Below are 25,807 nucleotides of genomic sequence, written 5' to 3'. Positions count from 1 at the left end.
GAGCTTAGGATCGCCTCTGAACGACTGATAAGCCTGACAGTAAATTTAGATGGGTTACTGAAACATAGATAAGGGGGAGAAGCAAGCGATCAGATAAGTTTGGCTGACTCAAGTGGAAACGGTTATAAAAACAGATTTTCTTGCCTACCTCTTCTGGCAGCGGTAAAGCATGGGTCAGCAGCGTAAAATGAATCGGTTGCCTCGCTTGGTTAGCCTGCGATACTGCAATGCCGCGATCGTCCTTACAATTGCTGTTAGGCTATGTAAAGCAATGTAACGCATTCCCCTCTTAGCCTTGCTTCCTGATTTTTTTGGCTTGCCCCATGCCTTCAGCTCAACCACTTCAGCTTTCGCGTCTTCTGCTTGCAGCGTTAGGAATACGCCTCTATACGCAGCATCAAGACCGTATTCCTCAAGCTGGACCCGTACTCCTTGTCAGCAACCATCGCAGCTTTCTCGATGCTCCACTCTTGATGGCTGCCTTGAATCGCCCGATCCGCTTTGCTTGTCATCACTACATGGGTCAGGTGCCTGTGATGCGAGACATTGTTGAAAAAATGGGCTGCTTTCCACTAGATCTGCCGGAGCACCGACAGCAAACTTTCTTTAATCAGGCAGTACAGCTTTTACAGAGCCAGCAAGTGGTGGGGCTTTTCCCAGAAGGTGCTGAACCGATGGTAAAGCAGACGCTACCCAAGCAAGTAGGCGTGTTTCAGCGTGGTTTTGCTCACTTGGCGCTACGTGCTCCGGTACAAGATTTGGTGGTGCTGCCTGTAGCGATCGTGTCCGATGCTGAAGCCACAAATGCGGCGGTTCCCCTGAGGCTGCTGAGTTTTTTTGACCCCTCAGAGCCACTTTTTTCGCAGGAGGGTTGGCACCCAATGGTTATTTACCAACGAGTTAATCTTTTGGTGGGTCGCCCTCAGTGGATCAGCCCAGCGCAGCGCCAGCACTATCAGGGCAAACAAGCGAAAGCCCTTGTGACTGAACTAACCCAGCAGTGTCGCAACGAAATTGATGACTTGTTGCGCCAGGGAAGCTACTAGGACCCTAAACTCAGAAGGCAAGAGCAAAAGGAATTCTGAATTTAAAGGTACTCTCTCCCCTTACTCTTCAACCCTCTCCCCCTTTCACCATGCCAAACGTTCAAAGCCATCCCTGCTTTCTCACGCCACAGCGGTTGCAACCAGATTATCCATTGTTTGTCTTTTTGCCTGGCATGGATGGCACTGGTCGCCTTCTGCGAGCGCAAACAGCTGGACTGGAATCAGCGTTTGATGTGCGTTGCCTCGCGATTCCACCGGATGATTTGACCAACTGGCAGGTTTTAACTGAAAACGTGGTTGCGCTGATTGAGGCAGAATTGCAGCAGTCGCCCGATCGCCCAGTTTACTTGTGCGGTGAGTCGTTTGGGGGTTGCTTGGCAATGAAAGTCGCGCTGCATGCGCCACAGCTTTTTGACCGTATCATTCTGGTTAACCCTGCCTCTTCGTTTCGCCGTAAACCTCTGGTGATGTGGGGAGCACAAGTCACACGCTGGGTTCCAGAATTTGTCTATCGGCTGTCCTCGATCACGTTGATGCCCTTTTTGGCGTATTTGGGACGAGTGACAGAGGGCGATCGACAGGCGTTTTATGATGCAGTGCTCTCTGTGCCCCAGCGTACCTCGATCTGGCGGCTCTCACTGTTGAGCGACTTTGATGTTGATGATGAGCAGTTCCAGCAGCTTCAGCAGCCAATTTTGCTGCTAGCTAGTGCTGCTGATCGCCTCTTGCCCTCATTAGCAGAGGTTGAGCATTTAGCTAGGTTTTTTCCCAATGCCCAAACTGTTGTATTGCCCCATAGTGGTCATGCTTGTTTGCTAGAGGCAGGGGTGAACCTGTATGAAATTATGGAAGCCCAAGATTTTTTGGTGAAACATAGTCAAGAGCTATCGCGATCGCACTGAAAAGAAAGGGATGAGGGAGAAGAGTTTTGAGTTCTAAGTTTTGAGTAACGCTTCTCAGCTCCTCTCCTCTTACTCCTACTTCTATGCTCAAACGTGCGCTTCTAATGACTGCGTAATCAGATCAAAGTAAGGACGGGTCATCGCTAAAGCATCGTTAGAAAGGGCTGTGGCGATCGCTTCTTGTAAGTAACGGTAAGCGAGGACGCAGTGGGCTGTGCGTTTGTGTGCCAGCAAGATTGTATCTAACCAGGACATTATTTGTTCTTTAAAGAAGATTTCGTCATCCCGTAAGATGGATAGCGCTACATAGCGTAACACCTCAGTCATGTCATATTTGCAGCGCTGCCCGTGCTGTTGAATCAGTTCTGGATAGCTCTGTGCTAGCTTGCGAAGCGCTTGGAGAATGAACTTGTCGCTGTTGTCGCGTAGCTGCTGATAGGTTTGCAGACGCACGGCATAGCTTCGAGCATAATGCTCCAACTGAGAAAGCTCCTGAGCGCCAAGATAGCGTCCATCCGCTTCCAAAATACTTTTTTCCAGTTTGTGATTAAGGGTGTGCATAGTGAGCCGTGCTGGAGTGTATATCAATATGAGCGTGCATCAGATGCACCTTGCTAGTCATAATTGTTTCTGCGATCGACCGCTTCCTAGAGGCTAGTTGATGCAGCACGATCGCAAATTATTCTTGCCCTTTTAATTTGCCCACCTTTAGAAATAGCTTGAACATAATGCAGCGATTCGCAACACATCGTATTGCTTCTTGATGTACCGCGTTTGAGTCCATTGCTGTTTGATCAGGAAAAAAATCAACGGTAAGAGTGACAACGGCATGATTGTGCACTTTCACCCATTCGTCCTTAGGGCAGTGCGGCAACCCGTACCGTAGTGCTGATGTAGGCACGGCAGCTTAGAAGCGAGAATGGAAAATATAGTTGCGGGCTGATGCTATGAGTCGAATTTGGAGCAAGGTAAGCAAGGTAGTGGGTGCGCTGTTTCTTTATGGTGGCGGTACTACCTCGATCGCGCTAGTAACTGCGATTTTGCTTAGTCACGCTACTGGCGGTCTTTTGGCAGCTTTGGTGATCGCCCTTATCTCCTTTGGGCTTGCTCCTGCATCTCTGGGCGGTTGGTTATTGCATGCTAGTTCTAAGTTAGAGCGGCAGGCACTGCGTGAGCGCTTCTTTCAGCTTCTTCATGCCAGCCACGGTAGAGTATCTGTGCTCAATTTTGCGGCAAACGCTCGCTTAGAACCTGCGATCGCACGTCAGCATTTAGATGATTGGGCAAAAGAATTTTCTGCCACGTTTGAAGTAAGCGACGAAGGCAATATTTATTACGTCTTTACTACAGATCCACTTGTACTCCCTGAAATGAACTACCTGGGAACCCTGGGTCAGACCATCCGCCAATGGCTGTAGTTCACTGTCTGAGTTGTAAACCGGTTTAGTATTTACAGGTTACTTGAACGACCCGTGGTTTTACGGTAGTGACTAAGTAATACTCTCAGTAAAGTCAAAGATAATTCGTGTTAGTACTGAGAAAAGCTTGGGCATACTCCCTATAGTGAGTGTTGGGTGTTTTCCATCTCTTTACTTCATATCCCCTTCTAATTAAAGTCAGCTTCATACCGTTTAGTGGTTGAAACATAGTTTGTCAGCAGCAAAGCGGCTTCCTAAGCAGTATGACTGAGTGCGATCATGCAGCCATGACGATGGGGCGGTTCTCATTATCTTTAAAGACCTTATGCTGAAGATCAAGTGCTCATAGTCGTTCTACGCCTTTAGCCGCTGCAATGAAACCTGAATATCTTGAAAGCTTGCGCGATTGTTGCCAGAGCGAAGCAGCGTTTGAGCAACTACAACACATCTTATTAACAGCAGAAGCCGAGCGCCAGCAGACTGAGCTGAAGATGCTTTGTCATTCGTTGCTGAGTGATTCGACTCGTGGTGTGGCAGTGAGTGCCAATCACACCCACTATCTTAAGTCGCTTGAAGAGCTGATTCTCGAGCGGACGGCTGATTTGCTCGACACAAACAGTCGGTTGCGGCAGGAAATTGTTGAGCGTAGACGCGCTGAAAAAGCGTTGCAGGAGAGTGAGCAACGGTTTCGATCGCTGATTGAGAACGCCACTGACATCATTGTGGTGCTGGATCGGAAGGGAATTTTTCGGTATTGCAGCCCTTCTGCCGCAAAAGTCCTGGGCTATACCATGCAGGATGTCGTTGGCTACAGCACTACAGAGTTTGTACATCCAGACGATGTGCCGCTCATCATCACTGTGCTTGAGCAGGCAATCAAGAACCCCAACGTTAGTCAGCCTGTGATCGAGTACCGTGTACGAGACCGCAATGGCGCATGGTGCTTTTTTGAAGCAGTGGCAACGAGCTTGTTAGATGTGCCAGCGATTCGTGGTGTCGTTATCAACTGCCACGATATTACCGAACGCAAACGTGCCGAAGAAGCCTTGCTTGTTGCCAATCGGCAAACGGTCAATATTCTCGAAAGCATCACGGATGCTTTTATGTCGTTAGATAAACAGTGGCGACTGACCTATGTGAATCAGCAGGCAGCACAACTTTGTCGGCGATCGCCAGAAGATCTGCTGGGACAAAGCCTTTGGGATGTCTTTCCCGATCTTGTCGGCTCTGTCTTAGATCAGGAGTATCACCGTGCGATGGCAGAGCAGGTGCCAGTCACGTTTGAGGAGTTTCACCCGTCCCTTAATGCCTGGTTTGATGTCCGGCTGTTTCCTTCTGCCGATGGGATGTCCTTATTTTTTCTGGATGTTACCGATCGCAAGCATGCACAGGCAGAACTATTAGAGATGAGCACCGCGCTTGGTAATGCAGTCGAGGGTATTGCTCGCGTCAATATCGACGGACAATACGTTGCCTTAAACCGGGCGTATGCCACTGCCCTTGGCTATCAACAAGAAGAAATGATTGGGATGGTTTGGCAGCAAACAGTGCATCCCGATTGTATTCATAGCGTGGTGGCAGCGTATCAGCAGATGATGATTGAAGGCAAAGCTGAAGTGGAGGTCATGGGCTTACGTAAGGATGGCTCGACCTTTTACAGCGAAAAGGTCATGGTGGCGGCACATGACTGGCACGATCGGCTGATTGGTTTTCACTGTTTTACAAAAGATATTACGGAGCGAAAACAGGCAGAAGCGGCACTATTAGAGAGCCAGGAACGCTTTAAGCTGACGCTTGAAACAACGCAGATGGGAACATGGGACTACGAACAGAAGACAGGCATAAATAATTGGTCAGATAGCTGCAAACACTTGTTTGGTGTGGTGCCAGATACTTCCGACGCTACAGAGGCAGCGTTTCTTGACTGTGTCCATCCTGACGATCGCGAAGCTGTTAGGATGCACATTCTTTTGCAGAGCCAACAGGCAGCGAACTACAGCAAAGAATTTCGGATTGTTCATCCAGATGGCAGTATTCGCTGGATTGCGGAGCGAAGCCATACCTTTCACGACGAAGCGGGTATGCCTGTAAGAACGCTGGGCATTTCGATGGACATTACTGATCGCAAACGTTTTGAAGAAGCACTGCGCCAGCAAGCTGAACGCGAACGATTGGTGGGTACGATCGCTCAACGCATTCGCAACTCGTTGGATTTAAAGGAAACGTTGAACACAACTGTATCTGAGGTGCGGCAATTCTTAAAAGCCGATCGAGTTGTCCTTTTTGTGGTGGAGCCAAGAAACGGTAGACGAGTCACGGCTGAATCTGTTGATACGTGTTGGCAGCCAATGATAGGGCTGAACGTGCAGGAAAACTGGGTGCAGCAACGGCAACAGGAGTACGAGCAGGGTAAAAATTTGGTGCTTGCTAATGTGCAAGACCTTGACTCTAATAATGTGTTTCGGCAGTTTCTGGAAGTATGGCAGGTGAAAGCCGCTTTAGCCGTGCCGATTTTGCATGGAAAGACTATTTGGGGCGTGCTGGTAGTACATCAGTGTGCAACTGAACGACACTGGGAAACGTTTGAAATGGAGCTACTAGAGCAACTGGCAACCCAGGTTTCAATTGCTATTCAGCAGGCAGAACTCTATTGTCAGGTGCAGCAGCTTAACACAGCACTGGAAGCTCAAGTCCACGATCGCACCGCTCAACTTCAACAGGCGTTACGGTTTGAAGCGACCTTAAAGCGCATTACGGACTCAGTACGCGACAGTCTAGACGAAGACCGCATTTTGCAAACTGCCGTGCAAGAACTGGCATCGGGGTTGAAGATTATGGGTTGTGATGCCGCACTCTACGACCTTGAGCAACGCACGTCTACCGTTTGCTACGAACATATCCTGTCAGACCTCCCGACCGCCAATGGGCTTACCGTCAAGATGGACAGTCTGGCTGAGGTCTACGATTGGTTATTACGGGAGCAATGCTTTCAATTTTGTCGTATCCAGTCCTGTGAACCACGGCTCTTAGGCAAAAGAAATTCCATCCTGACGTGTCCCATGGTAGACGATCAAGGCGTCATTGGCGATTTGTGGCTTTTCCGACCCGCTGACGACATCTTTACAAGCCAGGAGATCCGGCTGGTGCAGCAAGTCGCAAACCAGTGTGCGATCGCGATTCGGCAAGCGCGTCTCTATCAGGCTGCCCAGGCGCAAGTTGCGGCGCTAGAAGAACTCAACCAACTCAAAGATGACTTTCTCAGCACGGTTTCCCACGAATTGCGGACACCCATGTCTAACATGAAGATGGCAATTCACATGCTGAAAACCGTTACGGCACCGGAGCGGCAGGCTCGTTACCTTGATATTCTGCAAGCAGAATGCCTACGCGAAATCGAACTCATTAATGATTTGCTCGACTTGCAACGACTGGAGGCAGCAGCATACCCTGTGGCTCTGGAACAGGTTGATCTACAAGAGTGCCTTGCGACGATCGTTGAGCCGTTTTATTCGCGTACAGACGATCGACAGCAGACACTGACCGTACAACTACCAACCATTTTTCCAACCATAACAACCGACAAGGCAACGCTACAAAGGGTAATCGCTGAGTTGCTCAACAACGCCTGTAAATATACGTCTCCTGGAAGGGCAGTAACGTTAATGGTTGAGTATGACCCAGCATCCGATGCTAATACGTATGAAGTTTTGCCCTACATCGTCTTTACGGTTGCTAATCAAGCTGAGATCCCTGCCTCAGAACTGCCACATATCTTTGAAAAGTTTTACCGCGTGCCCAATGCTGATCCCTGGAAGCAAGGCGGGACTGGTCTGGGGCTAGCACTGGTACAGTGTCTGATTGCCCAGCTGGAAGGCGTTATCTTAGTTGAGAGCCGTAATGGTTGGACGCACTTCTCCATTCAGCTACCCGTGCCTACTTGCTCTTTCATACCCAGCATGGTGCAACTCAGTCCACAAGTCAGCTAAACCGCGAGTTACTCAACAACGCGCAGAAGCCCCATACTCAAGCGATCAAAGACGTTTCTGACCTGATTCTGCTCTGCTTGAGTAAGTGGCACTTCAGCAAGCATGGCGTGAAAGAAAAAGTCCTTATCTAAGCGGGTAATTCTGCCAGAACGCATAATGCGATCGATCACCTGCGCAATGGTGAGTCGGTTGGAGCCATTTGATGGGGTCATAGATAGCAATCTCCTTCTCATGCAGTGGTGCTCATGTTGCAAGCATCACTTCATGTAATCTTTATAGAGATAGCTTCGCTCATGAATGACGTGGTTTGCTCCACCCAAAAGATTCATCCGATCAGGTGAAAATACATAGATAGCTCAGAAGCTATGCCGCTGCCAGCCGTTGTCTTTCGCGATCAGTGCTGCGTTGATCGCTACAGCTTGTTTCTTAGTAGAGATATGTCTAGCAGACGAAGAGAACGTTAGGACAAACATTAACCTTGAAACTTCCTTTGAGCAAGGGTTTCTCTTCATCCCTCATCCTTTGCCAGAGAGTGTGGTCAGTAACAGTATGTTAATGCTGACTCAAGCCTTGGCATCCTATACTGGCAGCTATTTAAGCGCTCTGAAGCCGCTTAGATCTTTTGTGTGCTTGACGAGTTGAGGTTCGGTAAACTTCTTCTTGAGCAAAACAAACGGACAGCCGCTGAGCACCCGTAATGACCCACACTGCGCTACGTAGCCGATCGATTTCACTCAAAAGCTGGTCAACCATCCAGGCTTCTGCGCAATGGATCGTTAGCGTATTGTTTTGACTAAGGTGCAGAAAACATTCTGCCAGTGTTTCTGCAAAGCAAGAGCGGAGACGGTCTAGACGATGCTTTTCGAGAACGAGCAAATCTTCAACAGTCAATTCGAGAGACATAACAGCAATCCTCAAGTGAAGATGTCCTGATTTAACTTCATTAGCAGAATTGCTCCCTACGGTAAATCCCAGGATTTTATTAGGGTAGGAGTAATTTGTCTCAGGATATGTACGGAACGTAGCGACCTGTTGACACTGACGTTTTAGCTGTAAGAGCTAGCTCAACCGGTGTTTTAACAATGTGAAGTTAGACACAAGCATTTATTGGCTTAGCACAAAGCATAGTGATGTTGACTTGTGGCTTAAGCTAATCCTTAACATCAAGTGGAAACTTGAAGCATTGTCTTATCAACTGCTGGAAGCCGAATTGTGTTTAAGACTGTTATTTTTTAGAGCAGTTAGTAGGGGATTTCGCTGGTTGTTACTGTATCCAAAAACGATCGCATCATTAATGACCGAATCACAACAACTTAAGCATCCGCGCTTGACATAGAAAGGCTACTTACGCTTTTCAAGCTAAGCCTTGCTCAACCACGATCGCACGTCGTTTATCCCTTCTTCACTGCACTATGGGCAATATTACTATCATCCGCGACTTCTATTCTGACGTGGAGCGGATGACACGCACGCTGCGTATTTTCATACCAGAAGCTTATACGCAGCAGCCTAACCAGTCCTCTCCTGTACTATATATGCTGGACGGGCAGAATGTTTTTTCCCATCCTGAATCAGCCGCTTTTGATACCTGGTGCGCGAATACGACGATGGAGGCACTGGTTAGCGCAGGCACCTTACGCCCCTGGATTATTGTGGGCATCGACAGCACGCGCGATCGCATGATTGAGTACTCGCCTTGGGCGGGTGGTCGGGGCGATCTGTGCGCTCAATTTTTGGTTAGCCAGCTTAAACCGTACATCGATCGCACCTATCGGACGCTGCCACAGCCACAATGGACGAGCGTCATGGGTTCTAGCATGGGTGGACTATTGTCGCTTTACATCGGCAAAAAGTACGCCAACACAGTAGGGCGCATTAGTGGACTCTCTCCAGCGCTAATGTGGGGTGGCGATCAAATGTTTAAGCTGTGGGATCAGCACACTGAGCTTTGGTCAAAAATTTATCTCTACGTGGGTAGCCAGGAACAACATTCGTTTTATGGGGCTTGGCTCGACTATGTGCCCGTCACACGAGACTTTTACAAGCATCTCAAACAGCTTGGTTATAGTGATCATGAAGTTCACTTTCTGTTGGCAGAGGGTGAAACACACTACGAAACCTCGTGGCAACGACGATTGCCTGAGATCTGGCGCTGGCTATTAGAAGAACCAAAAGCAGAACCCTCGCACGTATAAGAAAACGATGAAAACTTTTCCGCGCCGTCACACATTCACTTACCCGCCAATCTGGGACATGGTACGGTTGTAAGTGCCTGTTGTGCCAGAATCACGCTCTTTGTAGTTAATTTCTGGTTTGAGCAGCAGCAAGTCGCGTACCTGTTGGCGGAGCTGGGCGAGGGGAACGCCTGATCGTAGTGCTGTTCTCAAATCAAGCTGTCCCGTTTCATTGAGTAAGCAAGGACGCAACCAACCATCAGCAGAGAGACGCATCCGGTTACAGCGATCGCAGAAGCATTCTGACATCTGGCTAATGAAGCCGAGCGTGCCTTTCGCACCAGGAATTCTGAACACATCAGCGGGACCGTTACCGCGTACTTGTCCATCGGTTAGCCCCCAGCGGTCGCGAATGCGTTGCCGCAGTTCTTCGGAACTGACCCAGCCGCGATCGCTAAACAGGTAATCGTTGCCGATTGGCATAAATTCGATGAAGCGGACGTGCCATTCGCGCTCAATGCTCAAGGCTGCCAAGTCTAAGACTTCCTGATCATTGACACCGGGGATCACGACTACGTTAAGCTTCAGGGGATTGAAACCGACTTGATACGCCGCCTGAATGCCATCCCATACTTGCTGCCAACGCGAACGACCGTGATGACCAATAATGGCGTCAAATACATCTGGTTGCAGTGAATCCAGACTAATGTTGATGCGCCGTAAGCCTGCGTTATAAAGCTCTCGCGCCATACCAGCGAGTAAAAACGCATTCGTCGTCATAGACAGGTCTTGCGTTTCAGGGAACTGAGCGATCGCTTGCACAATTTCCACTACGCCAGGACGAAGCAGCGGTTCGCCGCCAGTTAGCCGAAAGCGGGTAAACCCAACCGGGATAAACACTTCATGGAGTAAGGTCAACAACTCCTCTTGCGTTAGTAGATTCTGTTGCAAAGCATAGGTCAGGTCTGTGCCCTCTGGCATACAGTACTGGCAGCGAAAGTTGCAGCGATCGATAAGGCTAATGCGGAGATAGTCAACCTGGTTCATGCTTCCATTGTGGCGGATCTTGCAGCCGTTCAGTGTGTCGCATCATGCAATTGGGCTGACCTTGCTAGCGCTGGCACTTCAACAGCCACTGGCTCTAATACTGGTTCTTCTAGCGCTGCTGCTTCCGTTGCTTCTAGTGCTGGGTTCGATCTGGAAGGAAACAATACTTGCATCATCTGCTTTAGCGATTGCCCCCGTTGCTCATGTACCAGTATGAGCGGTAAGAGTGCCACCAAGCGCACGATCGCTGAGAGCGCAAACAGACCTGGAATACCACCATAGTTTGCAAATTCTGCTAGAAAACCGCCAACGGTTGTACCCGCAGCACCGCTAATCCCCGCTATAGCTGCCGCGATCGCAAAGTACGTTGCCTGCTGCTGGACTGGAGCCACACCAAGCTGAAGATTGTTACTGCACAAGTCGATCGCTGCCCATGTTGCACCCGCCACAATATGCAGCAGTGGTAGCCAGAGCCAGAGCGAAAGCGAGTTTGTACCCGTTCCCAGCCATAACAACGGTGTGATGGCAACTAAAATACCGACTGCAAGCAGAATCGGACGATTGCCCACGCGATCAGCAAGCCTGCCCCATAGGACTAACATCACCATCATGGCTCCGGCTTGCAAACTGTTGTAAACCGTAACCCAACTGACATCGATCGCCAGGTTATCTAGCATATATAGATTGAAAAATGGCGCACTCAAATTTACCGCAAACATCCAGGCGCTGAAATACAGCAGGAAGAAGAGGAAATTTTTGTCTTTTAAGAAGAGTAGTGGCGAGTGGTCAGTAGGGAGTGGGGCAGGGACTAATGCTTGAGTAATGCTCTCTGCATCCTCAGTTTCTCCCTGTTCCTCCTCTGCTTCCGTGCTCCCCACCTTGGCTCGCTTCTTCTCCTCTGCTCCCCAGATCCCTTCCCGCTGCCGTTGTGGATTGACATCCACCATGAAAAACTGAAAGCCCAAGCTGATGATGCCTGCTACTATGCCCAAGAGCAAAACAACCCCAAAGCCTCGTACTGAACCACCTGGAAAGGTAGAGACGGCAAAACCTAAAAGCGGTACGGACAGGAGGTTTGTTAGGCTGGCAGTACAATTGCGAATGCCAAAATAACGTCCCCGCAGACGACGTGGTACGAGCGATGCCAACCAACTCAACCAGGAGGCTCCACCCAAAGCACCAATAAAGTGCGTCATGCAGACGGTCGCCAGCGTCCACCAAACTAATTGCTGCGCATCCACAACACCATGCCAGCTAGAAAACGCAATACCAGCTGCCAGAAGTAGCCAGATCAAGCGCGAAGGGACATACACCCAAAGGCAGTAACGATGACGACTAGTGGTGCGATTGCCCAGAAACGCTCCCAGCGGTTGAATCAGGTTTGCCAACATCGGTATTGACGACAGCAACCCTACTTCTGTAGGACTGGCATCTAACTCGACCAAAAAGTTACTAAGCAGCACACCGCCAGTAACATTTAAGAAAATAGCCGCAAACACTCCATCGAGAGTCGAAGCCGTGAGACTAGTGCGAATCGCCTTTTTTGCCGCGATCGGGGATGGAAATTCTACGATGGGCAACGCAGCTACCGATATTAACCGATGGACTTGTTGCTCTGGGGATAATTCAGGTGCGATCGGTTCTAGCTTCACTACTCCCAAGATCCAGCCTCACTATTCTCAAGATCGAGTTTCCAGCGAAAAAATTGCTCGTACCAATAACGGTTGAGCATACAGCACATACTGTTGAGCTACAGCCTTACTATGCCCCTATCCAGCAGTTGACCGATCGCAATCATGGCTTATAGCAACTATCGCAAGTCAAAGTGGATTCTTAAAAATTTAGATAACTTTATATGCACGATAAAGGTTGTAGCTGTAGAGCACATAGCCCCACAGGCATAAATCTGCTATGCAGTTTCGCTGTCTTGTTGATTTGAACTACTGATCGCCACAATTACAACTGTGATGTTGTCTCTTCCACCGTGTTTTTTAGCAGCGTCAATCAGAGCCGTAGCTGCTCGATCGCAAGCACGAATCGACTTAAGATGCGAGGCAATCAGTTGATCAGACACTTCTTCAGTGAGACCATCGCTACACAGCAACAGCCGATCGCCTCCCTGTAGTGACAATGGCTGAACATCAATTTGCTGAAGGTCTTCACGCCCTAAGCACTGCGCTAAGACGTGTCGCCAAGGGTGAACTCTTGCCTGATCGGCTGTAATTTCACCCACTTTTAATGCCCGTGCCACCCACGTGTGATCTTCAGTCAGTTGCTCCAGCTTCGCACCACGGAGGCGGTAGAGACGTGAATCTCCAGTGTGAGCACACCAGGGCTGTGCATCCCGAAAGATAACTGCAACCGCAGTCGTACCCATATCAGACCGTTCGGGATGGCTGCGCTGGTCTTTTAAAATTGCCTGATTGGCACTGAGGAAGGCTCCTTCAAGCAGCGATCGTGAACTCTCACTAGATTGCCAATGAGCGAGAAAATAGGCTTGAATGGCTTGGGTTGCCAGATGGCTTGCTTCTTGACCACCAGCGTGTCCACCCATACCATCTGCAACGATAAAAAAGCGCCCATCTGCATCAATGCAATAAGCATCCTGATTCACAGAGCGCAGAAGCCCCACATCTGTTAGACCTGTGAAAAGGCGTTTCATAAAGGGACTGTGCTGTCGTCAATGACCATTACAGGCTTCAGTTTGTGAAGTTAAACCGATGCTTAAGAAATTCGTTCAGAGCGATCGAGGCGCATCATGAGCCGAATAAACGCGATCGCAGCCGCGATCGCAGCCGATGCAGGGATTAGTGCCCACCAACCATAGCCCGTTGCTAGCAGAATTGTTGCTGAAAGGGTAAAAGCGCATACCAGCAGCGTGTAATTGGTACCCATATTAACGCCACTAAGTCGGCGGAGAATACGATCAGTCTCGATCGATCGCACTCGCACCCGCACGTCACCGCGCTCCAGCTTATCCAGGGTATCTTCAATCCGGCGCGGTAGCCCCAAGGCGGTACTGCTAACTTGTGCCGCCTGCCGACCAAACTCGCTTAGAATGCTGTTTGCATCTGATGAAGGATTTCCGTTTGCCATAATTTGCATTGCAAAAGGTCTTGCAACCTCCATAAAGTTAAAGTCTGGGTCTAACCCTTTTCCTACACCTTCCAGGGTCGAAAACGCTCGCATCACAAAGGTGAAGGTTGCCGGAAAGCGAAACGGTTGACCGTAAGCAATTTCGTACAAATCGTCACTGATGGCACTGACCGACTGATTCTCAAACGGCTTGTCCATGAAGTTGTCTAGCATGAACTGTACTGATCGCCGTACAGGTCCCATATCGTCTGACTGAGCGAGTGCGCCGAGTTCAACTAATGACGCAACCACACGATCGCCGTCTTTCTGAGCAACGCCAAAGAAGACTTCTAGCAGCTTCTCACGGGTCAGAATGGAGACTTGCCCCATCATGCCAAAGTCGTAGAAAATGAGCGACCCATCCGCACTAACTGCAATGTTGCCGGGATGCGGATCCGCATGGAAAAAGCCGTCGTTTAGCAACTGATGCAGATAAGCTTTTGCACCCATTTGAGCAAGCGCTTTGCGATCGAGCCCTGCCGCTTCCAACGCTTCATAGTGACTAATTTTAATGCCCGGAAGATACTCTAGCGTCAGTACCCTAGGTGAGGCATAGCGCCAGTAGACACGGGGCACATAGACCCAGTTTTCCTGGCGAAAATTGCGCCGAAAGGTGTCAGCATTGCGCCCTTCGTTGAGGTAGTCTACCTCTTCATAGAGAATCTTGCAGCATTCGTCGTAAATACCAAGCCAATCGCGCCCTCTGCCCCATTCAGGATGGTTTTGAAAGTAGCGAGTAATGCCTTTCAAAATCGCCAGGTCAATCTTAAAAAGCTTCAGCAGACCGGGTCGCTGCACTTTGACCACGACTTCTTCGCCAGAGTGAAGCTGTGCCCGATGTACCTGCCCCAAACTTGCCGCTGCTAAGGGAATGGGGTCAAAGCTCCGAAACAGCGTCTGAATCGGCTTGCCAAAATCTTGCTCAATAATCGCTTTGGCTTGCTCGTAGCTAAACGCAGGCACTCTGTCCTGTAGTTTAGAGAGTTCCTCAACGTACTCAGTAGGGAATAGATCAGCGCGAGTGGAAAACAGTTGACCGACTTTAATAAAGGTTGGACCCAAATCAAGTAAGGTGTCCCGAATCCAAACTGCCTGACTGCGGCGGCGTAGTTTCTGCTTCTCCTCGGTCATGCCACCGGGGTAGCTCCAAGGCTTCTTGTAAAGCCATTGCGAAAAAACCAGTAGCCAAACAAAGGATTGAATGTCGTAAGTACGGCGCAGGCGAGAGTAATTTTCGTGATTCCAACGGTAAGCTTTGTCACCATAGGGTTTAGACTTGACACGACGATCGCCCCGCGTAGCTCCACGTGCAGACTTTCTAGCAGACTGCACGTAGCGCGCTGCTACTGCTTCTTCTGCCGTTACAGTATGCCCAGAAGCGGCTTCGTCTAACGATGGCTCTACAAAATCGGCTTCGTCTAGTGTCGTATGATCGACACCTGCAACCGGAAAATCCTGACCATCATGCTGGTCAGATAGGTACACTGGCACTCGGTAGCCAGCAGGAGAGTCCGTATGATCTAGGTGCAGGTTAGCACCCGTTACAGGCTCCGCAGGTTTCGTTGACGGGTCGGAGTCGTGGGAAGAAACAGACACTCGAATTCCTAAAGCTTTGTTTTAATGTAGCTGAACGTAACGGATTGATTGAAAAAAGTTAATGAGTGTAAAATCAGCGGCAGAAAATTTGCCTGATTAAACCTGACTGCTACTGCGATAGCGCTTCAGCTCGGAGCGTAGTTGTGCGACCTCTGCCCGTAGTTCGTCAATTGTTGCTTGCAGGTCAGTTGGTTGACCAATAGGCACGATCGCCGTCGTAGTGCGGCTCCGCTTTGCTGCCTCTGCATCCCGTTGAGCACGAGCTAGTACATCTTCTGTAAACTGACGCAAACGCTCCCGCTGCTCGGCATCAAATCTACCCAGATCGCTTAGGGAATTTGTTAGAGCACGCTCTACCTGCTCATAAACAGCTTCAGCGATCGCTCTACCAACATAGAAAGCATCGAAGGGACTACTCATGAGAACTCTCCGCCATGAAACTGCTGCATTTAACCGGAATTATAGCTTGCTTGCCTCACAGACTGCTAGCTTGAACGTAAGAGAACAAACCATAAACAGGTTCTGCAAGCAACAAGTCAGCCTTTACGTTAGTTGGGCTTTTGGTTTATATCTAGATTTGGTTGCCTCAGCGGTAACCGCTCCCGTTCTAATGGTATGCCTGATGGGTCTGGTGCGTCTTCTCCTGCAGGAAGGGGGCGTGGCGTTGAGTCAGTGGCTGGTGCTGGACTAGGCGGCGGCGAGGGCTGTATGTCTGGTTCAACTGGAGTGGGAACAGGCGCTGGCGTTGCCTCGATCGTTGCCGTTGGTGAGGGCGTAGGTATCACTGGCACTGGCGCTGGGTCGGGTGCGACTCTGATAACTGGAGGACGATCGCCGGGTTCCTGATCGCGAAACGGCACGGATTCCGGCAAAACTGGAGCGGTGAGCAAGTCTTCAGGCGTTGCCTGGAGCGGCCAATTTTGTACGGGCGGAAAGTCTTGCGTAGTCTGAAAGAGCGTTGGACCAATGCCATTGATGGCGCTAAAGCGTAGGACTAACCCCAGACCGAATCCTCCCGCGATCGCGATCGCGGCTGTTACCCCTAGCGCTTTCGGCAAACGACTCTTGGGTGCAGGCACAAAGCTAGGTGTAGACATTGGTACTGGAGGCACAGGCGCAGTGGCATGAGTTGGATTGGCGAGTGCTGGTGGAGCCGGAGGAGCCGTGGTGCGACCGGAACCGTTGGCAGTATGAGGCAGGTTGATTGCCGCCGGAAGTTTCCCAGCACCATTGACTCCTTGTGCAGCTGGTAGCCGGTTGCTATCTGGTAGGAGCGCCAACCAGTCAGCGATCGTCTGCGGACGCTCTTGCACGTTTACAGCCATACCACTAAGAATGGCGTGTTCGATCGCAGTGCTAAGCTGTGGTTGCAGTTGGCGCGGTGTCACTAAGGGCGTCTGCTGACGGTGTGAGGCAGCGATCGGCTCATGCTGCGTCACTAAAAAGTAGAGCGTTGCCGCTAAGGCATAAATGTCTGCCGCCGCAGTTAATGCCTTAGCTTGCTGTAGCTCGATCGCTGCATAAGGGTTTGCCAATTGAGAGTCTGCGCGATTGATCTCAACTGGGACAGCCCCAGGCGTGATGCTAAAGCCCACCAACACCACAAATGCGGCACCTGTAGGACGCACCAGATTTTCTGGCTTGACATCTCGATGGAGCAAGCCGTGACGATGGATGACGCTGAGTGCCGAGCTAGCCTGACGGATATATTGCACAGCCTGCGCCTCTGGTAATGGCTTTTGCGATCGCACTAGCTCTGCTAATGTCTGACCGGCAACGTAATCCATGACTGCGAACGGTAATCCGGCTTCGGTAAAGCTATCCAGCACTCTCACTAACCCAGGATGCTGGCACTGCGTAAACCGCCGCACTTCTTCTAAAAACGGCTGTCTTAAAGGAGCTATATCCATCTCTGGCTGCGATCGCAATGTTTTTAGCACCACAGCCTGGTTCAAACGAGTCTGAGTCGCTTTGAAAGTGATACCCCACGCACTCTGACCGAGGAGATTATTGAGTACGTATTTGCCGTCTTGCAGCGGTGTACCCGCAGTTAAATTCATGGGCATCACTACCTCAACGATCGTGACCATGCTAACCCTTCCTACTGACCTGAAGCTAGCAAACAGGAGGCAGAAGGCAGAGGGCAGAAGGCAGGAGAAAACTCAAAACTCAAACTTATTCTTCATTCCTTACCCTCATCCTTCACCAAACCGCTCCGCTACAAACGCTTCTGCCTCTGCACGGTTAGAAAGCACCCCATCCAGCGTGGCAGCAATTAATGCTTCTAGAATGGCTTTAAACTGCGGACCCGGTTTATAGCCCAGGGCTTTGAGATCGTTGCCATCCAGGGGCGGTTTGACGGCAAGCCAGTGGGTGAGATACTGGCAAATTTTGCGACGGGGTGAACCTGCCTTGCTTGGTGCTGGTGTCGATCGCTCACTACGCACGGCAATCAACACTAACAACCACAAATCATAGGGCTTGAGCAATTGCACAATTTCGCTGGGACGCTGACAGGCAGGCAATGCTGCCGTTAATGTCAATTGAGCCGTTTCTAATTGCTGCAAACGCTCCGTACTATCGATCGGTAGCTGGAGGTTAGTAGCAACAGCACTGCGATGCTCTGGCGCAAGGTGAGCGAGAAGGACTTCGAGTAAGGCGATCCAGGAAGGGGGGAAGGATGAGAGAGGAGGGCAGAAGGCTGAAGAATGGAATTTTGCTTTCGACCTAAGCTCAAGCCGAAGGGAGGTTGCTTCTGCCTTCTGCCTTCTTTTAACGTCATCCGCTCCTGCTTCGCCTGTAGAGTCAACAACGTTACCTTCTGCCTTCTGCCTTTTGAGCCACTTCAGCCCACGATCAACCCACCTTAGCTGTCGCCAAACGTTGGCATCCATCGCTAGCGTCGGATGAAGGCACTGAAGTGCTCCTAAGTCCGCTAGCGTTTGTAGGGCAGGTTCCCAATAGGGTGATTGAAAAATGTACTTGAGTTCTGCTCTAAGGCGAGTTTGCAGGGCAGGCGTAGCAATGGGTACTTGAGATGACTGATGGTGCTTTTGTTGATCTTGGCTTTGGACTTGAGTTTGGCTATAAATGCCGCTGGCGATCGCATAGCGAATATAGCTTTCCGTTTGAGCATCAAGCTGAAACCCCAGACGCGTCGCAAACCGCACAGCACGGTAGATGCGAGTGGGGTCTTCAATAAAACTGTTAGCATGCAGGACGCGAATCTGTTTGGCTTGTAGATCAAGCAAGCCGCCAAAAAAATCCAATATTTCTCCAGCGTAGGGTTCTGTCAGACGGATTGCCATCGCGTTAATGGTGAAATCGCGACGATAGAGATCCTGCTGAATAGAACTGGATTCTACCTCTGGGTTTGCGGCAGGATAGGGGTAAAACTCGGTGCGTGCGGTAGCAAAATCGACCCAAAGAGATTTAAGCACCGGGTCACGATGCCAGAGCAAAGCAGCCGTCTGAAATTTGCCGTGAATCTCTAAACGAGCGGTTGGGTAATGGGTCTGGAGTGATTTTGCCAATGCGACACCTGCTCCTACTACTGCCGCACGATGAAAACCATCAACGACTAAATCTATGTCTTCTAGCAGCAAACCTCCTTGCAGTGCCGTGCCCTTTGCGATCGCTAGCAGCAAATCTCGCACGGCTCCCCCTACCAGGTAGAGATGCCATCCTTGCTGTTCAGCCTCTTCAGCAGCAGCAGACAAAACTTGCCAAAGTTCAGGTTTAAGGCAGTGGCGCAACGCAGCAAGAAGTGATTTTGGCTTGTCGATCGTTGATCGCAGTTTACTTGGCAACCGCTCCCCATCACTGCGTTTTTCCCTCTCTTTGTCTCCCTCCTCCCTCCATTTCCCTCGCTCTCCATCCTGCCGATGCAACTGACGCAACACATCGGTGCGCGTGACGATGCCGACGAGGTTCCCCTGATCCAGGACAGGTAGACGACCAATGTTATAGGTCACCATTAGCGCTTCGATCGTGGGCAATGATGTATCTGGCGTGATGGTTTTTAGGTTAGTAGTCATGTAGCCTTTGACAGGAGCATGGCTAAACCCATGATGCAAGGCAAGATCCAGGTCGCGCCTTGAAATGATGCCAAGAAGCTGACCTGCCTCATTAACAACGGACAAGCCAGAGTGACCATAACGTAACAACAGCCGCTGTGCCTCTGCGATCGACGTTTCGGGACGAATGGTGCGGACAGGCGACGACATGAGCGCTCTAGCAGTAAGTGGCTGCGGAACCTGCGCTTTAAGCTGAGTCACCAGTTGCGCTAGCGTTGCCTCTGGATTCACTCGATGCAGATTGACCGATGCCGCACGGGGATGCCCGCCACCTCCGATCGGCTGAAAGAGAGCATTCAAATCAGTCCCATCAATGCGCGATCGCCCAATCACCGTCAAGGCACGCTCGTTATACGCCTCTAACCGTTGATCACCTGCCTGTTGATCATCTGCCTGTTGCTCTTCTGACCGTTGCTTATCTGAAGACTCATTTGTAAGGGAGTGATCAGCAGCCTTTTTAGAGTAGTGAGCCGCTAGCAGCAATGCATCTACATCCGTTAGTTGCATCAGATGAGATGCCAGACTAGATAATCCCGGCACGAAACTGTCCAGCGTTAAGATGACCCAGCCGATCGTACTGCCCCTAACGGTTTCTGTTTGCAAATCATGGAGTGCTGTTGTGAGCAATGGCTGTAAGGCAGGGGCGAGACCAGGTTCGGCATAGTGGGCGATCGCACGCAAACTGGCTCCCTGTTCCATGAGCCATGCCAATGCTCTCGCATCGCGTGGTGTGGTCTGGTCGAAGGTTAGCGATCCAGTATCAACATGAATACCTAATGCCATCACAGTGGCTTCAGCAGCAGTCGGTGTAAGCTGTTGTGCCTGAAGTTGTTCCACCATTAGCGTTGTCGTTGCGCCAACCGCTTCCACATGACGCTGTGTGGCGGCAATATCAGACTCCATACCAAGATGATGGTCGTATACAGCGATCGTAATGTCGGGTAACGCTAGCCACTCTGCTACTGCTCCTAGCCGATCGCGCACCTGGGTATCGACTACCGCGATCGTCCGAATCTGGTCTGGGTTCACCGATCGCCGCTCGATCAGTGCATACTCATCGCGATGCAGCGCCAGAAAAGCGCGTACAGCAGCGTGTGCCCCACCTGCCAGCACAATCCGCGACCCTGGCAGCAAGCGTGATAACCCAACGGCAGCACCGAGCGTGTCGAAGTCAGCAGTCGTGTGGCAAAGAATGAGATCCATAAAGGGGATGGGCTTGAGCTGTAAGGGAGAAGTCAGATGGAGCGGCTAAAGCATGAAGTATAAAAACTTAGCCTTGAGCCTCTCGCCTTTAGCTTTTAGCCTTCATCTTCTGTGTACCGTTTTCTGATAGCTTACTAATCAAGGGAGTAAGTGCGATCGCCTGCATTCATAACCTTACGTTGTCTAACTCTATCCCCGTATCGGAGAAGCGGAAATTATGACCATCGTCTTTCAGATTTCCCTGGCTGCTTTAGTGATTTTGTCGTTCATCTTGGTTGTGGGCACGCCTGTCGCTCTGGCAACGCCGCAAAACTGGGATCAATCCAAGCGTCTCATTCTACTTGGTTCTGCCTTGTGGACAGCGCTGGTGCTGCTGGTCGGAGGACTAAACTACCTCGTTGTCTAATTGTTTCTAGCGTGTTAACGATCCTCACCATAAAAACACTCGCTTAAGATCAGCATACGCCTATCGGCTAGAAGCAACAGCTTTGTAAGCTTTAAGCTGATAGGACGGGTTTCTAACATTTAAGTTAAGCAGCATGGCAGTTTTTGAAGGAACGTTCACTCAAACCGATCGAATGCGGTTTGCGATCGTCATTGGTCGGTTTAACGATTTGGTCACGAGCAAGCTTCTAGAGGGCTGTCAGGATTGCCTCAAGCGGCATGGCATCGACATCGATCCCAACGGTACTCAGGTTGACTATGCCTGGGTACCTGGTAGCTTTGAAGTGCCTCTAGTCGCTCGTCAACTAGCATTAACAAACCGCTACGATGCGATCGTCTGTTTAGGTGCCATCATCAAAGGGCAAACACCCCATTTCGATTACGTGGCAGCAGAAGTGTCTAAAGGCATTGCTGCCATTGGCTTTCAAACTGGTGTGCCAGTCATTTTTGGTGTGCTGACGACCGATACTATGCAACAGGCGCTAGAGCGAGCTGGCATTAAAAGCAATTTGGGCTGGAACTATGCCATGAGCGCTTTGGAAATGGCAAGCCTGATGAAGCAGGTTAAGAGTGTTGGCGCAGAGCACTATGGCAATCATTTGGAAGGGGCAACCAATGCAGCGCTCCCAGCAGCAACAATCAAAAGTGCGGCAGCAGAATCAGCAGAGCCTAACGAATGAATTCACCTGAGGCACTAGTCCAGCTCAATTCCTAGCGCTTCTAGGCGCTCTGCTAACTGTTCTGCCTTTTGCTGAGCTTGGGACTTAGTAAACGCTCGTGTTCTAGCTCCTGCTTTGCCTGGTCTGCTTCTGCTTTTGCCTGAGCGCTCGCTTCGGGAAGGGTTGGCACTACTTCACCCTGAGCCGTGAAGTAGCGCAACTAGTTAGCATTTATGCCGAGGTAGAGCTTAAGTTCTTCACTCCGACGCCAACCCTGCTCATTCGGAAGGATGGCTTCGTAGGCAGTCCGGCTAGCCGAAAACCCTGAAACTTCAACGTCTCTGGCGAAAACTAGAAATACTCCGGCGCACGGAAGCGGTTTTGGTACAGGTCTTTCTTTAAAGTGCTTGAAATGCAAGAACTAACAGCCGATGTTTTAGTCGTAGGTGGCGGCACGGGCGGTACAGCAGCAGCGATTCAAGCCGCACGACGGGGCGCAAAAACAATTCTAGTTAGCGAGTTTTCCTGGCTGGGCGGAATGCTAACGAGTGCAGGCGTGGCAGCCCCCGATGGCAATGAGTTAATAGCTTTACAAACGGGTATCTGGGGCGCTTTTCTGCAAGAACTAACGCGACGACAACCAGAGGGTTTAAACCATGGCTGGGTTAGCTTCTTTACTTACGATCCCCGCGTGGGTGCTCAAATTTTTGCCGATTGGGTGGCTGCGTTACCCAACCTTCAGTGGATCGCAGGGCAAACGCCAGAAGCTGTCTTTGTACAGGAGAACCGTGTTTCTGGAGTTGCTTTTCAGGACTACACAGTTCGCGCCAAGCTGACGATCGATGGCACTGAATTGGGAGATTTGCTGGCTCTTGGTGAGGTGCCTTATCGCTGGGGATGGGAGCTACAAGCAGAGTTTAACGAACCTAGTGCTCCGCTGCAGCCTAACCTGTTGACGCAACAGTATCCGGTACAGGCTCCAACATGGATCGTTGTAATGCAGGACTATGGTGAGGGCGAGACAGCTCCGGAGATTCTGCCTCCGCCTATGGATAATCCCGATCGCTTTGCGGGTGCGTGGGATAACTATGGTGGCGATCGCTTTCTTAACTACGGACGCTTGCCCGGAAACCGCTTCATGATCAATTGGCCCATTAAGGGAAATGATTATGGCGAAGGGGTCGATCGCCTGCTTTCCACCGAACAGCGTCGGGAGTTCTTATGTGAAGCGCTATGGCATACACAAAGCTTTGCCCGCTTTATCCAGATGCAGCTCGGTCGTCGTTACGGGTTAGCAACAGATATTTTTCCTGTTGGGGAAAGAACTGCAAGCCTTGGTGGTGGAGCATATGCGCTGCATCCGTATTACCGGGAAAGTCGGCGCATACAAGGTTTAACCACCCTACGCGAACAGGATATTCTGCCTCTCAATAGGGGGTGTGTTGCGCCACTGCCTATCACAGTTTCAGCACAGGGCTGTGTGCAAGCAGAGAATGTCTGTGATGCGATCGCCGTTGGTAATTATCCAAACGACCACCATTATCCTAGCGGCGACATTGCGCTGAAGCCGAAGTCAATGCGCTGGGGCGGTCGCTGGACAGGAACCCCCTTTACGATCCCCTATCGATCACTAGTGCCCATCCGCACGGATGGCTTACTAGCTTGCGAAAAAAATCTTTCTGTTTCCCACATGGCAAATGGTGCAACGCGCTTACAGCCACTTGTGTTGGGGATTGGGCAGGCGGTCGGTATGGCGGCAGCGCTTTGTGCTAAACAGGACTGTCAGCCCCGTGAGTTGAACGTCCGCTTGCTGCAAGAGGCGCTGTTGAGTGACACGAGCGCGCCCGCTGCTGTCATTCCTCTACTGAACTTGCCTACTAGTGACCCCGACTGGCACTACTGGCAGCGCTACTATCTTGATCACCCAGAGGCTTATCCTGCGGATGGTTACTGCTCAAGGCGAACCGTAGGCAATGCTGCAAGCAGTCCACAGCCACTGTCATCAGTATCTGCCAGAGTTTCTGCGTCACTCGAAGTTTACGGCACCTTCCAAAAAAATGATGAACAAACTTACATACTGCTGGTAACAGCACCGATCGCGCTTCAAGGTCAGGCGTTAAAGCTTGTCACCTTAGACCACCACGTCAATCAACAGTTTCTAGCTACAATGCCGAAACAGCAAGTGAAAGTGCTGGGGAGTATAAATACGTCGGGAGGATGGCTGCTGGCAGAGGCGATCGCCAACGTCTAGCTATTGCAGAAGACGCCGTTGCCTCAAGTGCAGCCACTCACTAAGCACCAAGAAACTAACAATGCCAGAGAACCTATTGGAATTGACCACGCAATGGGCGTGGGGTTCCCTGGCTAGGCTTCTCCCCCAAATCATCAGCCACCGTTAGCATCGTTGGTTTAAAGCGCTTAAGCGTAACTTTAATACCCTGGGCACCTTCCTGCTCCAGATCTTCTACGTAGCCACTTTTGGCGGCGGTAGCAGCCTTTGCACTTAGGAAAGGACCAAAGTAGTAGGTGCAGTTAGGTGTCTCTGTAATCACTTCAACCCACCAGGCCAGCCCGAACAAATTTAACAGATTAGTCAAAAGCTCATTCATTCAAGTCTCTGTTCATCTACTGTTAGTTTACAAAAGTGTCCGAGAGCGCCATTTGAGCAACCTGTAGCTGAAACTCTACAGGTTGACGTATCGTTTGCAGCTTATTTTTTCAACCGCATTTCTTTTTCTACTGTATCTATATGCAGCATATTCGACCAGCGCTGGCGAAAGATTTCATAGAGTGCCATGCCGGTAGCAACCGAAGCATTCAAACTGGGCGTATTTCCACCTAACGGAATGGAGACAAGACTATCGCACGCACGCTGAGTTAACATACTTAACCCCTCGCCCTCTGCGCCCACTACCAGCACCACTGGTCCAGAGAACTTGACGGTATGCAGCGCCTGACTACCGCCGCTAGCTGTGCCGTAAATCCAGAAGCCTGCGGTTTTCAGTTCTTCTAAAGCGCGACCTAGATTGACAACTCGTGCCACTGAGAAGGTTTCTAGCGCTCCAGCAGCAACTTTGACAACCGTAGAGGTAACTCCAACCGCACGTCGCTGTGGGATCACTAAACCTTGTGCACCTAGTGCTTCAGCTGTACGGATGATGGCACCCAAATTATGGGGATCAGTAATACTGTCTGCCACAATTAGCACAGGCTGCTCAGATGCTGCTTTTGCTTGCTCAATTAGGTCTGGCAATTCCATGTACGCATGAGGCGCAACTTGAGCTACCACGCCTTGATGGTTGGCTCGAAAGGTAAGCTGGTCAAGCCGCTGCGGTTCTACTTCATCAATGACAGTGCCGTTGGCTTTTGCCTGACCAAGCAAATCGTGAAAACGATGATCGTAGCGGAGCTTGGCTGTAATCCAGATGCGGTTGAGCGATCGCTGCCCTTCAAGTGCTGCCAGAACAGGGTGACGACCGTAGATCAAATCGGCTTCTTCAAACGATGTTGGCACAGCGTTCTCGGGAGCGTAATCTGTCCCAGATGGCTTTGCTTCAACAGGTGGCAGCGATCGCTGAGAGCGGGACGCAGACTGGTCATAGCGGGACGATTCATGGCGCGGTGAACGTGACTGTCCTCCCGATCGTCGTCCTGGCAGTTCCCTGTTTCCTTCTCGCGATGGTTGTGGTCGGTCCGATCGACCGCTCCTCCTTCCTTCTGAGTCTGGTCGTGGTCGGTCTGATCGTCTCTCGGCTTTAAAGTCAGCACCTTCATGGCGTCGCGGTTTACCTGCTTTAAAGTCACTGTCGGCTGACCGCAATGGTCGGGGTCTATCTGCTCTAGAGCCAGCCTCTACGTCACGTCGTGGTCGATCTGATGTCGATCGATCTGCATCGCGTCGTGGTCGATCAAATTTGAAATCAGTTTTTGCTTCCCGGTTCGGTCTCGGTTTGTCAGCATTGAAATCGACGTTGGCTGCTCGCGCTAACCGCGGTTTACCAGCTTTGACAGGCTGAGGATGTCCCTTCGCTGCTGGTTTAATACGGGCTTTAGCAGCGCGGGTCGGTAAGGCTCGTGGTTGGGGATCGGAATGATGTTCTTTGGCAGCCATAATGTTGCAG

The 25,807-nt window shown here is 50.6% G+C and carries 21 protein-coding genes; 9 read left to right on the top strand and 12 right to left on the bottom strand.

Going from position 1 to position 25,807, the window contains the following annotated elements; all coding sequences use genetic code 11:
• The first annotated feature begins 323 nt into the window (after positions 1–323).
• Entirely contained in the window at positions 324–1,046 is a 723-nt protein-coding gene (locus H6F76_RS08535; protein ID WP_190449080.1) for a lysophospholipid acyltransferase family protein, read from the top strand.
• A gap of 89 nt (positions 1,047–1,135) precedes the next feature.
• Positions 1,136–1,948, top strand: coding sequence for an alpha/beta fold hydrolase (locus H6F76_RS08530; RefSeq protein ID WP_190507438.1), 813 nt, complete (start codon positions 1,136–1,138; stop codon positions 1,946–1,948).
• A gap of 87 nt (positions 1,949–2,035) precedes the next feature.
• Here the strand turns inward: H6F76_RS08530 and H6F76_RS08525 are convergent, their stop codons facing one another.
• The gene (locus tag H6F76_RS08525; protein ID WP_190507437.1) at positions 2,036–2,509 is read right to left on the bottom strand and encodes a phycobilisome protein; all 474 of its coding nucleotides are present in this window, start codon (positions 2,507–2,509) and stop codon (positions 2,036–2,038) included.
• Positions 2,510–2,895: 386 nt separating this feature from the next.
• Here H6F76_RS08525 and H6F76_RS08520 point away from each other — a divergent pair, with 386 nt between their 5' ends.
• Together H6F76_RS08520 and H6F76_RS08515 are read left to right on the top strand one after the other, a co-directional pair.
• Positions 2,896–3,366, top strand: coding sequence for a hypothetical protein (locus H6F76_RS08520; protein WP_190449077.1), 471 nt, complete (start codon positions 2,896–2,898; stop codon positions 3,364–3,366).
• Between the two features lie 374 nt (positions 3,367–3,740).
• Positions 3,741–7,352, top strand: coding sequence for a PAS domain S-box protein (locus H6F76_RS08515; RefSeq protein ID WP_190507436.1), 3,612 nt, complete (start codon positions 3,741–3,743; stop codon positions 7,350–7,352).
• Positions 7,353–7,360: 8 nt separating this feature from the next.
• Here H6F76_RS08515 and H6F76_RS08510 read toward each other — a convergent pair whose 3' ends face one another.
• A complete protein-coding gene (locus tag H6F76_RS08510) occupies positions 7,361–7,564 on the bottom strand; it encodes a hypothetical protein (protein WP_190449075.1) in 204 nt (67 codons plus the stop codon).
• A gap of 382 nt (positions 7,565–7,946) precedes the next feature.
• Entirely contained in the window at positions 7,947–8,255 is a 309-nt protein-coding gene (locus tag H6F76_RS08505) for a hypothetical protein (RefSeq protein WP_190507434.1), read from the bottom strand.
• A gap of 509 nt (positions 8,256–8,764) precedes the next feature.
• On the opposite strand from H6F76_RS08505, the gene H6F76_RS08500 reads away from it, so the two are divergent.
• On the top strand, positions 8,765–9,547 hold the full coding sequence (locus tag H6F76_RS08500; protein ID WP_190507432.1) for an alpha/beta hydrolase-fold protein: 783 nt from the start codon (positions 8,765–8,767) through the stop codon (positions 9,545–9,547).
• Between the two features lie 39 nt (positions 9,548–9,586).
• Here the strand turns inward: H6F76_RS08500 and moaA are convergent, their stop codons facing one another.
• Together moaA and H6F76_RS08490 are read right to left on the bottom strand one after the other, a co-directional pair.
• Positions 9,587–10,573, bottom strand: a complete 987-nt coding sequence (gene moaA, locus H6F76_RS08495; protein ID WP_190507430.1) for a GTP 3',8-cyclase MoaA — start codon at positions 10,571–10,573, stop codon at positions 9,587–9,589.
• 29 nt (positions 10,574–10,602) lie between these two features.
• Complete coding sequence (locus H6F76_RS08490) at positions 10,603–12,153, bottom strand: MFS transporter (RefSeq protein ID WP_199322005.1); 1,551 nt, start codon at positions 12,151–12,153, stop codon at positions 10,603–10,605.
• Here H6F76_RS08490 and H6F76_RS08485 point away from each other — a divergent pair.
• Positions 12,132–12,380, top strand: a complete 249-nt coding sequence (locus tag H6F76_RS08485) for a hypothetical protein (protein WP_190507428.1) — start codon at positions 12,132–12,134, stop codon at positions 12,378–12,380. The two genes, H6F76_RS08490 and H6F76_RS08485, sit on opposite strands and share 22 nt — an antisense overlap.
• A gap of 102 nt (positions 12,381–12,482) precedes the next feature.
• On the opposite strand, the gene H6F76_RS08480 is transcribed toward H6F76_RS08485, so the two are convergent.
• The 5 genes from H6F76_RS08480 to H6F76_RS08460 all read right to left on the bottom strand — a co-directional run bounded on the left by H6F76_RS08480 (position 12,483) and on the right by H6F76_RS08460 (position 20,583).
• Complete coding sequence (locus tag H6F76_RS08480) at positions 12,483–13,235, bottom strand: Stp1/IreP family PP2C-type Ser/Thr phosphatase (RefSeq protein ID WP_190507426.1); 753 nt, start codon at positions 13,233–13,235, stop codon at positions 12,483–12,485.
• 62 nt (positions 13,236–13,297) lie between these two features.
• The gene (locus H6F76_RS08475) at positions 13,298–15,040 is read right to left on the bottom strand and encodes an AarF/UbiB family protein (protein WP_190507521.1); all 1,743 of its coding nucleotides are present in this window, start codon (positions 15,038–15,040) and stop codon (positions 13,298–13,300) included.
• Between the two features lie 360 nt (positions 15,041–15,400).
• Positions 15,401–15,724 carry a DUF6825 family protein gene (locus tag H6F76_RS08470; RefSeq protein ID WP_190507424.1) on the bottom strand — a complete coding sequence of 108 codons (324 nt, stop codon included), beginning with the start codon at positions 15,722–15,724 and terminating at the stop codon, positions 15,401–15,403.
• 128 nt (positions 15,725–15,852) lie between these two features.
• The gene (locus tag H6F76_RS08465; protein WP_190507422.1) at positions 15,853–17,394 is read right to left on the bottom strand and encodes a serine/threonine-protein kinase; all 1,542 of its coding nucleotides are present in this window, start codon (positions 17,392–17,394) and stop codon (positions 15,853–15,855) included.
• 105 nt (positions 17,395–17,499) lie between these two features.
• Complete coding sequence (locus tag H6F76_RS08460; RefSeq protein WP_199322004.1) at positions 17,500–20,583, bottom strand: CBS domain-containing protein; 3,084 nt, start codon at positions 20,581–20,583, stop codon at positions 17,500–17,502.
• 217 nt (positions 20,584–20,800) lie between these two features.
• Between H6F76_RS08460 and psbZ the strand changes: the two genes are divergently transcribed.
• From psbZ to H6F76_RS08445, 3 genes are all read left to right on the top strand, one after another.
• Complete coding sequence (gene psbZ / locus H6F76_RS08455; protein WP_190451855.1) at positions 20,801–20,989, top strand: photosystem II reaction center protein PsbZ; 189 nt, start codon at positions 20,801–20,803, stop codon at positions 20,987–20,989.
• 133 nt (positions 20,990–21,122) lie between these two features.
• Entirely contained in the window at positions 21,123–21,707 is a 585-nt protein-coding gene (gene ribH / locus H6F76_RS08450) for a 6,7-dimethyl-8-ribityllumazine synthase (protein ID WP_190507420.1), read from the top strand.
• A 391-nt stretch (positions 21,708–22,098) separates the two neighbouring features.
• Positions 22,099–23,937 (top strand): FAD-dependent oxidoreductase, encoded by a 1,839-nt coding sequence (locus H6F76_RS08445; protein WP_190507418.1) that lies wholly within the window; start codon positions 22,099–22,101, stop codon positions 23,935–23,937.
• Between the two features lie 73 nt (positions 23,938–24,010).
• Here H6F76_RS08445 and H6F76_RS08440 read toward each other — a convergent pair whose 3' ends face one another.
• Both H6F76_RS08440 and rlmB read right to left on the bottom strand, forming a co-directional pair.
• Positions 24,011–24,295, bottom strand: coding sequence for a DUF1816 domain-containing protein (locus tag H6F76_RS08440; protein ID WP_190451847.1), 285 nt, complete (start codon positions 24,293–24,295; stop codon positions 24,011–24,013).
• Between the two features lie 101 nt (positions 24,296–24,396).
• A complete protein-coding gene (gene rlmB, locus H6F76_RS08435) occupies positions 24,397–25,344 on the bottom strand; it encodes a 23S rRNA (guanosine(2251)-2'-O)-methyltransferase RlmB (RefSeq protein ID WP_347275995.1) in 948 nt (315 codons plus the stop codon).
• Positions 25,345–25,807: the final 463 nt, after the last annotated feature.

The sequence above is a fragment of the Leptolyngbya sp. FACHB-321 genome (assembly GCF_014695975.1).
Classification (GTDB): domain Bacteria; phylum Cyanobacteriota; class Cyanobacteriia; order Leptolyngbyales; family Leptolyngbyaceae; genus Stenomitos.
This window is presented reverse-complemented; position numbering and strand designations above follow the sequence as displayed.

What these genes read in the sequence shown, in the direction of transcription:
- H6F76_RS08535 (WP_190449080.1), top strand. Translation starts at nt 324, where the DNA reads ATGCCTTCAGCTCAACCACTTCAGCTTTCGCGTCTTCTGCTTGCAGCG.
- H6F76_RS08530 (WP_190507438.1), top strand. Translation starts at nt 1,136, where the DNA reads ATGCCAAACGTTCAAAGCCATCCCTGCTTTCTCACGCCACAGCGGTTG.
- H6F76_RS08525 (WP_190507437.1), bottom strand. Translation starts at nt 2,509, where the DNA reads ATGCACACCCTTAATCACAAACTGGAAAAAAGTATTTTGGAAGCGGAT.
- H6F76_RS08520 (WP_190449077.1), top strand. Translation starts at nt 2,896, where the DNA reads ATGAGTCGAATTTGGAGCAAGGTAAGCAAGGTAGTGGGTGCGCTGTTT.
- H6F76_RS08515 (WP_190507436.1), top strand. Translation starts at nt 3,741, where the DNA reads ATGAAACCTGAATATCTTGAAAGCTTGCGCGATTGTTGCCAGAGCGAA.
- H6F76_RS08510 (WP_190449075.1), bottom strand. Translation starts at nt 7,564, where the DNA reads ATGACCCCATCAAATGGCTCCAACCGACTCACCATTGCGCAGGTGATC.
- H6F76_RS08505 (WP_190507434.1), bottom strand. Translation starts at nt 8,255, where the DNA reads ATGTCTCTCGAATTGACTGTTGAAGATTTGCTCGTTCTCGAAAAGCAT.
- H6F76_RS08500 (WP_190507432.1), top strand. Translation starts at nt 8,765, where the DNA reads ATGGGCAATATTACTATCATCCGCGACTTCTATTCTGACGTGGAGCGG.
- moaA (WP_190507430.1), bottom strand. Translation starts at nt 10,573, where the DNA reads ATGAACCAGGTTGACTATCTCCGCATTAGCCTTATCGATCGCTGCAAC.
- H6F76_RS08485 (WP_190507428.1), top strand. Translation starts at nt 12,132, where the DNA reads ATGGAAATTCTACGATGGGCAACGCAGCTACCGATATTAACCGATGGA.
- H6F76_RS08480 (WP_190507426.1), bottom strand. Translation starts at nt 13,235, where the DNA reads ATGAAACGCCTTTTCACAGGTCTAACAGATGTGGGGCTTCTGCGCTCT.
- H6F76_RS08470 (WP_190507424.1), bottom strand. Translation starts at nt 15,724, where the DNA reads ATGAGTAGTCCCTTCGATGCTTTCTATGTTGGTAGAGCGATCGCTGAA.
- H6F76_RS08465 (WP_190507422.1), bottom strand. Translation starts at nt 17,394, where the DNA reads ATGGTCACGATCGTTGAGGTAGTGATGCCCATGAATTTAACTGCGGGT.
- H6F76_RS08460 (WP_199322004.1), bottom strand. Translation starts at nt 20,583, where the DNA reads ATGGATCTCATTCTTTGCCACACGACTGCTGACTTCGACACGCTCGGT.
- psbZ (WP_190451855.1), top strand. Translation starts at nt 20,801, where the DNA reads ATGACCATCGTCTTTCAGATTTCCCTGGCTGCTTTAGTGATTTTGTCG.
- ribH (WP_190507420.1), top strand. Translation starts at nt 21,123, where the DNA reads ATGGCAGTTTTTGAAGGAACGTTCACTCAAACCGATCGAATGCGGTTT.
- H6F76_RS08445 (WP_190507418.1), top strand. Translation starts at nt 22,099, where the DNA reads ATGCAAGAACTAACAGCCGATGTTTTAGTCGTAGGTGGCGGCACGGGC.
- H6F76_RS08440 (WP_190451847.1), bottom strand. Translation starts at nt 24,295, where the DNA reads ATGAATGAGCTTTTGACTAATCTGTTAAATTTGTTCGGGCTGGCCTGG.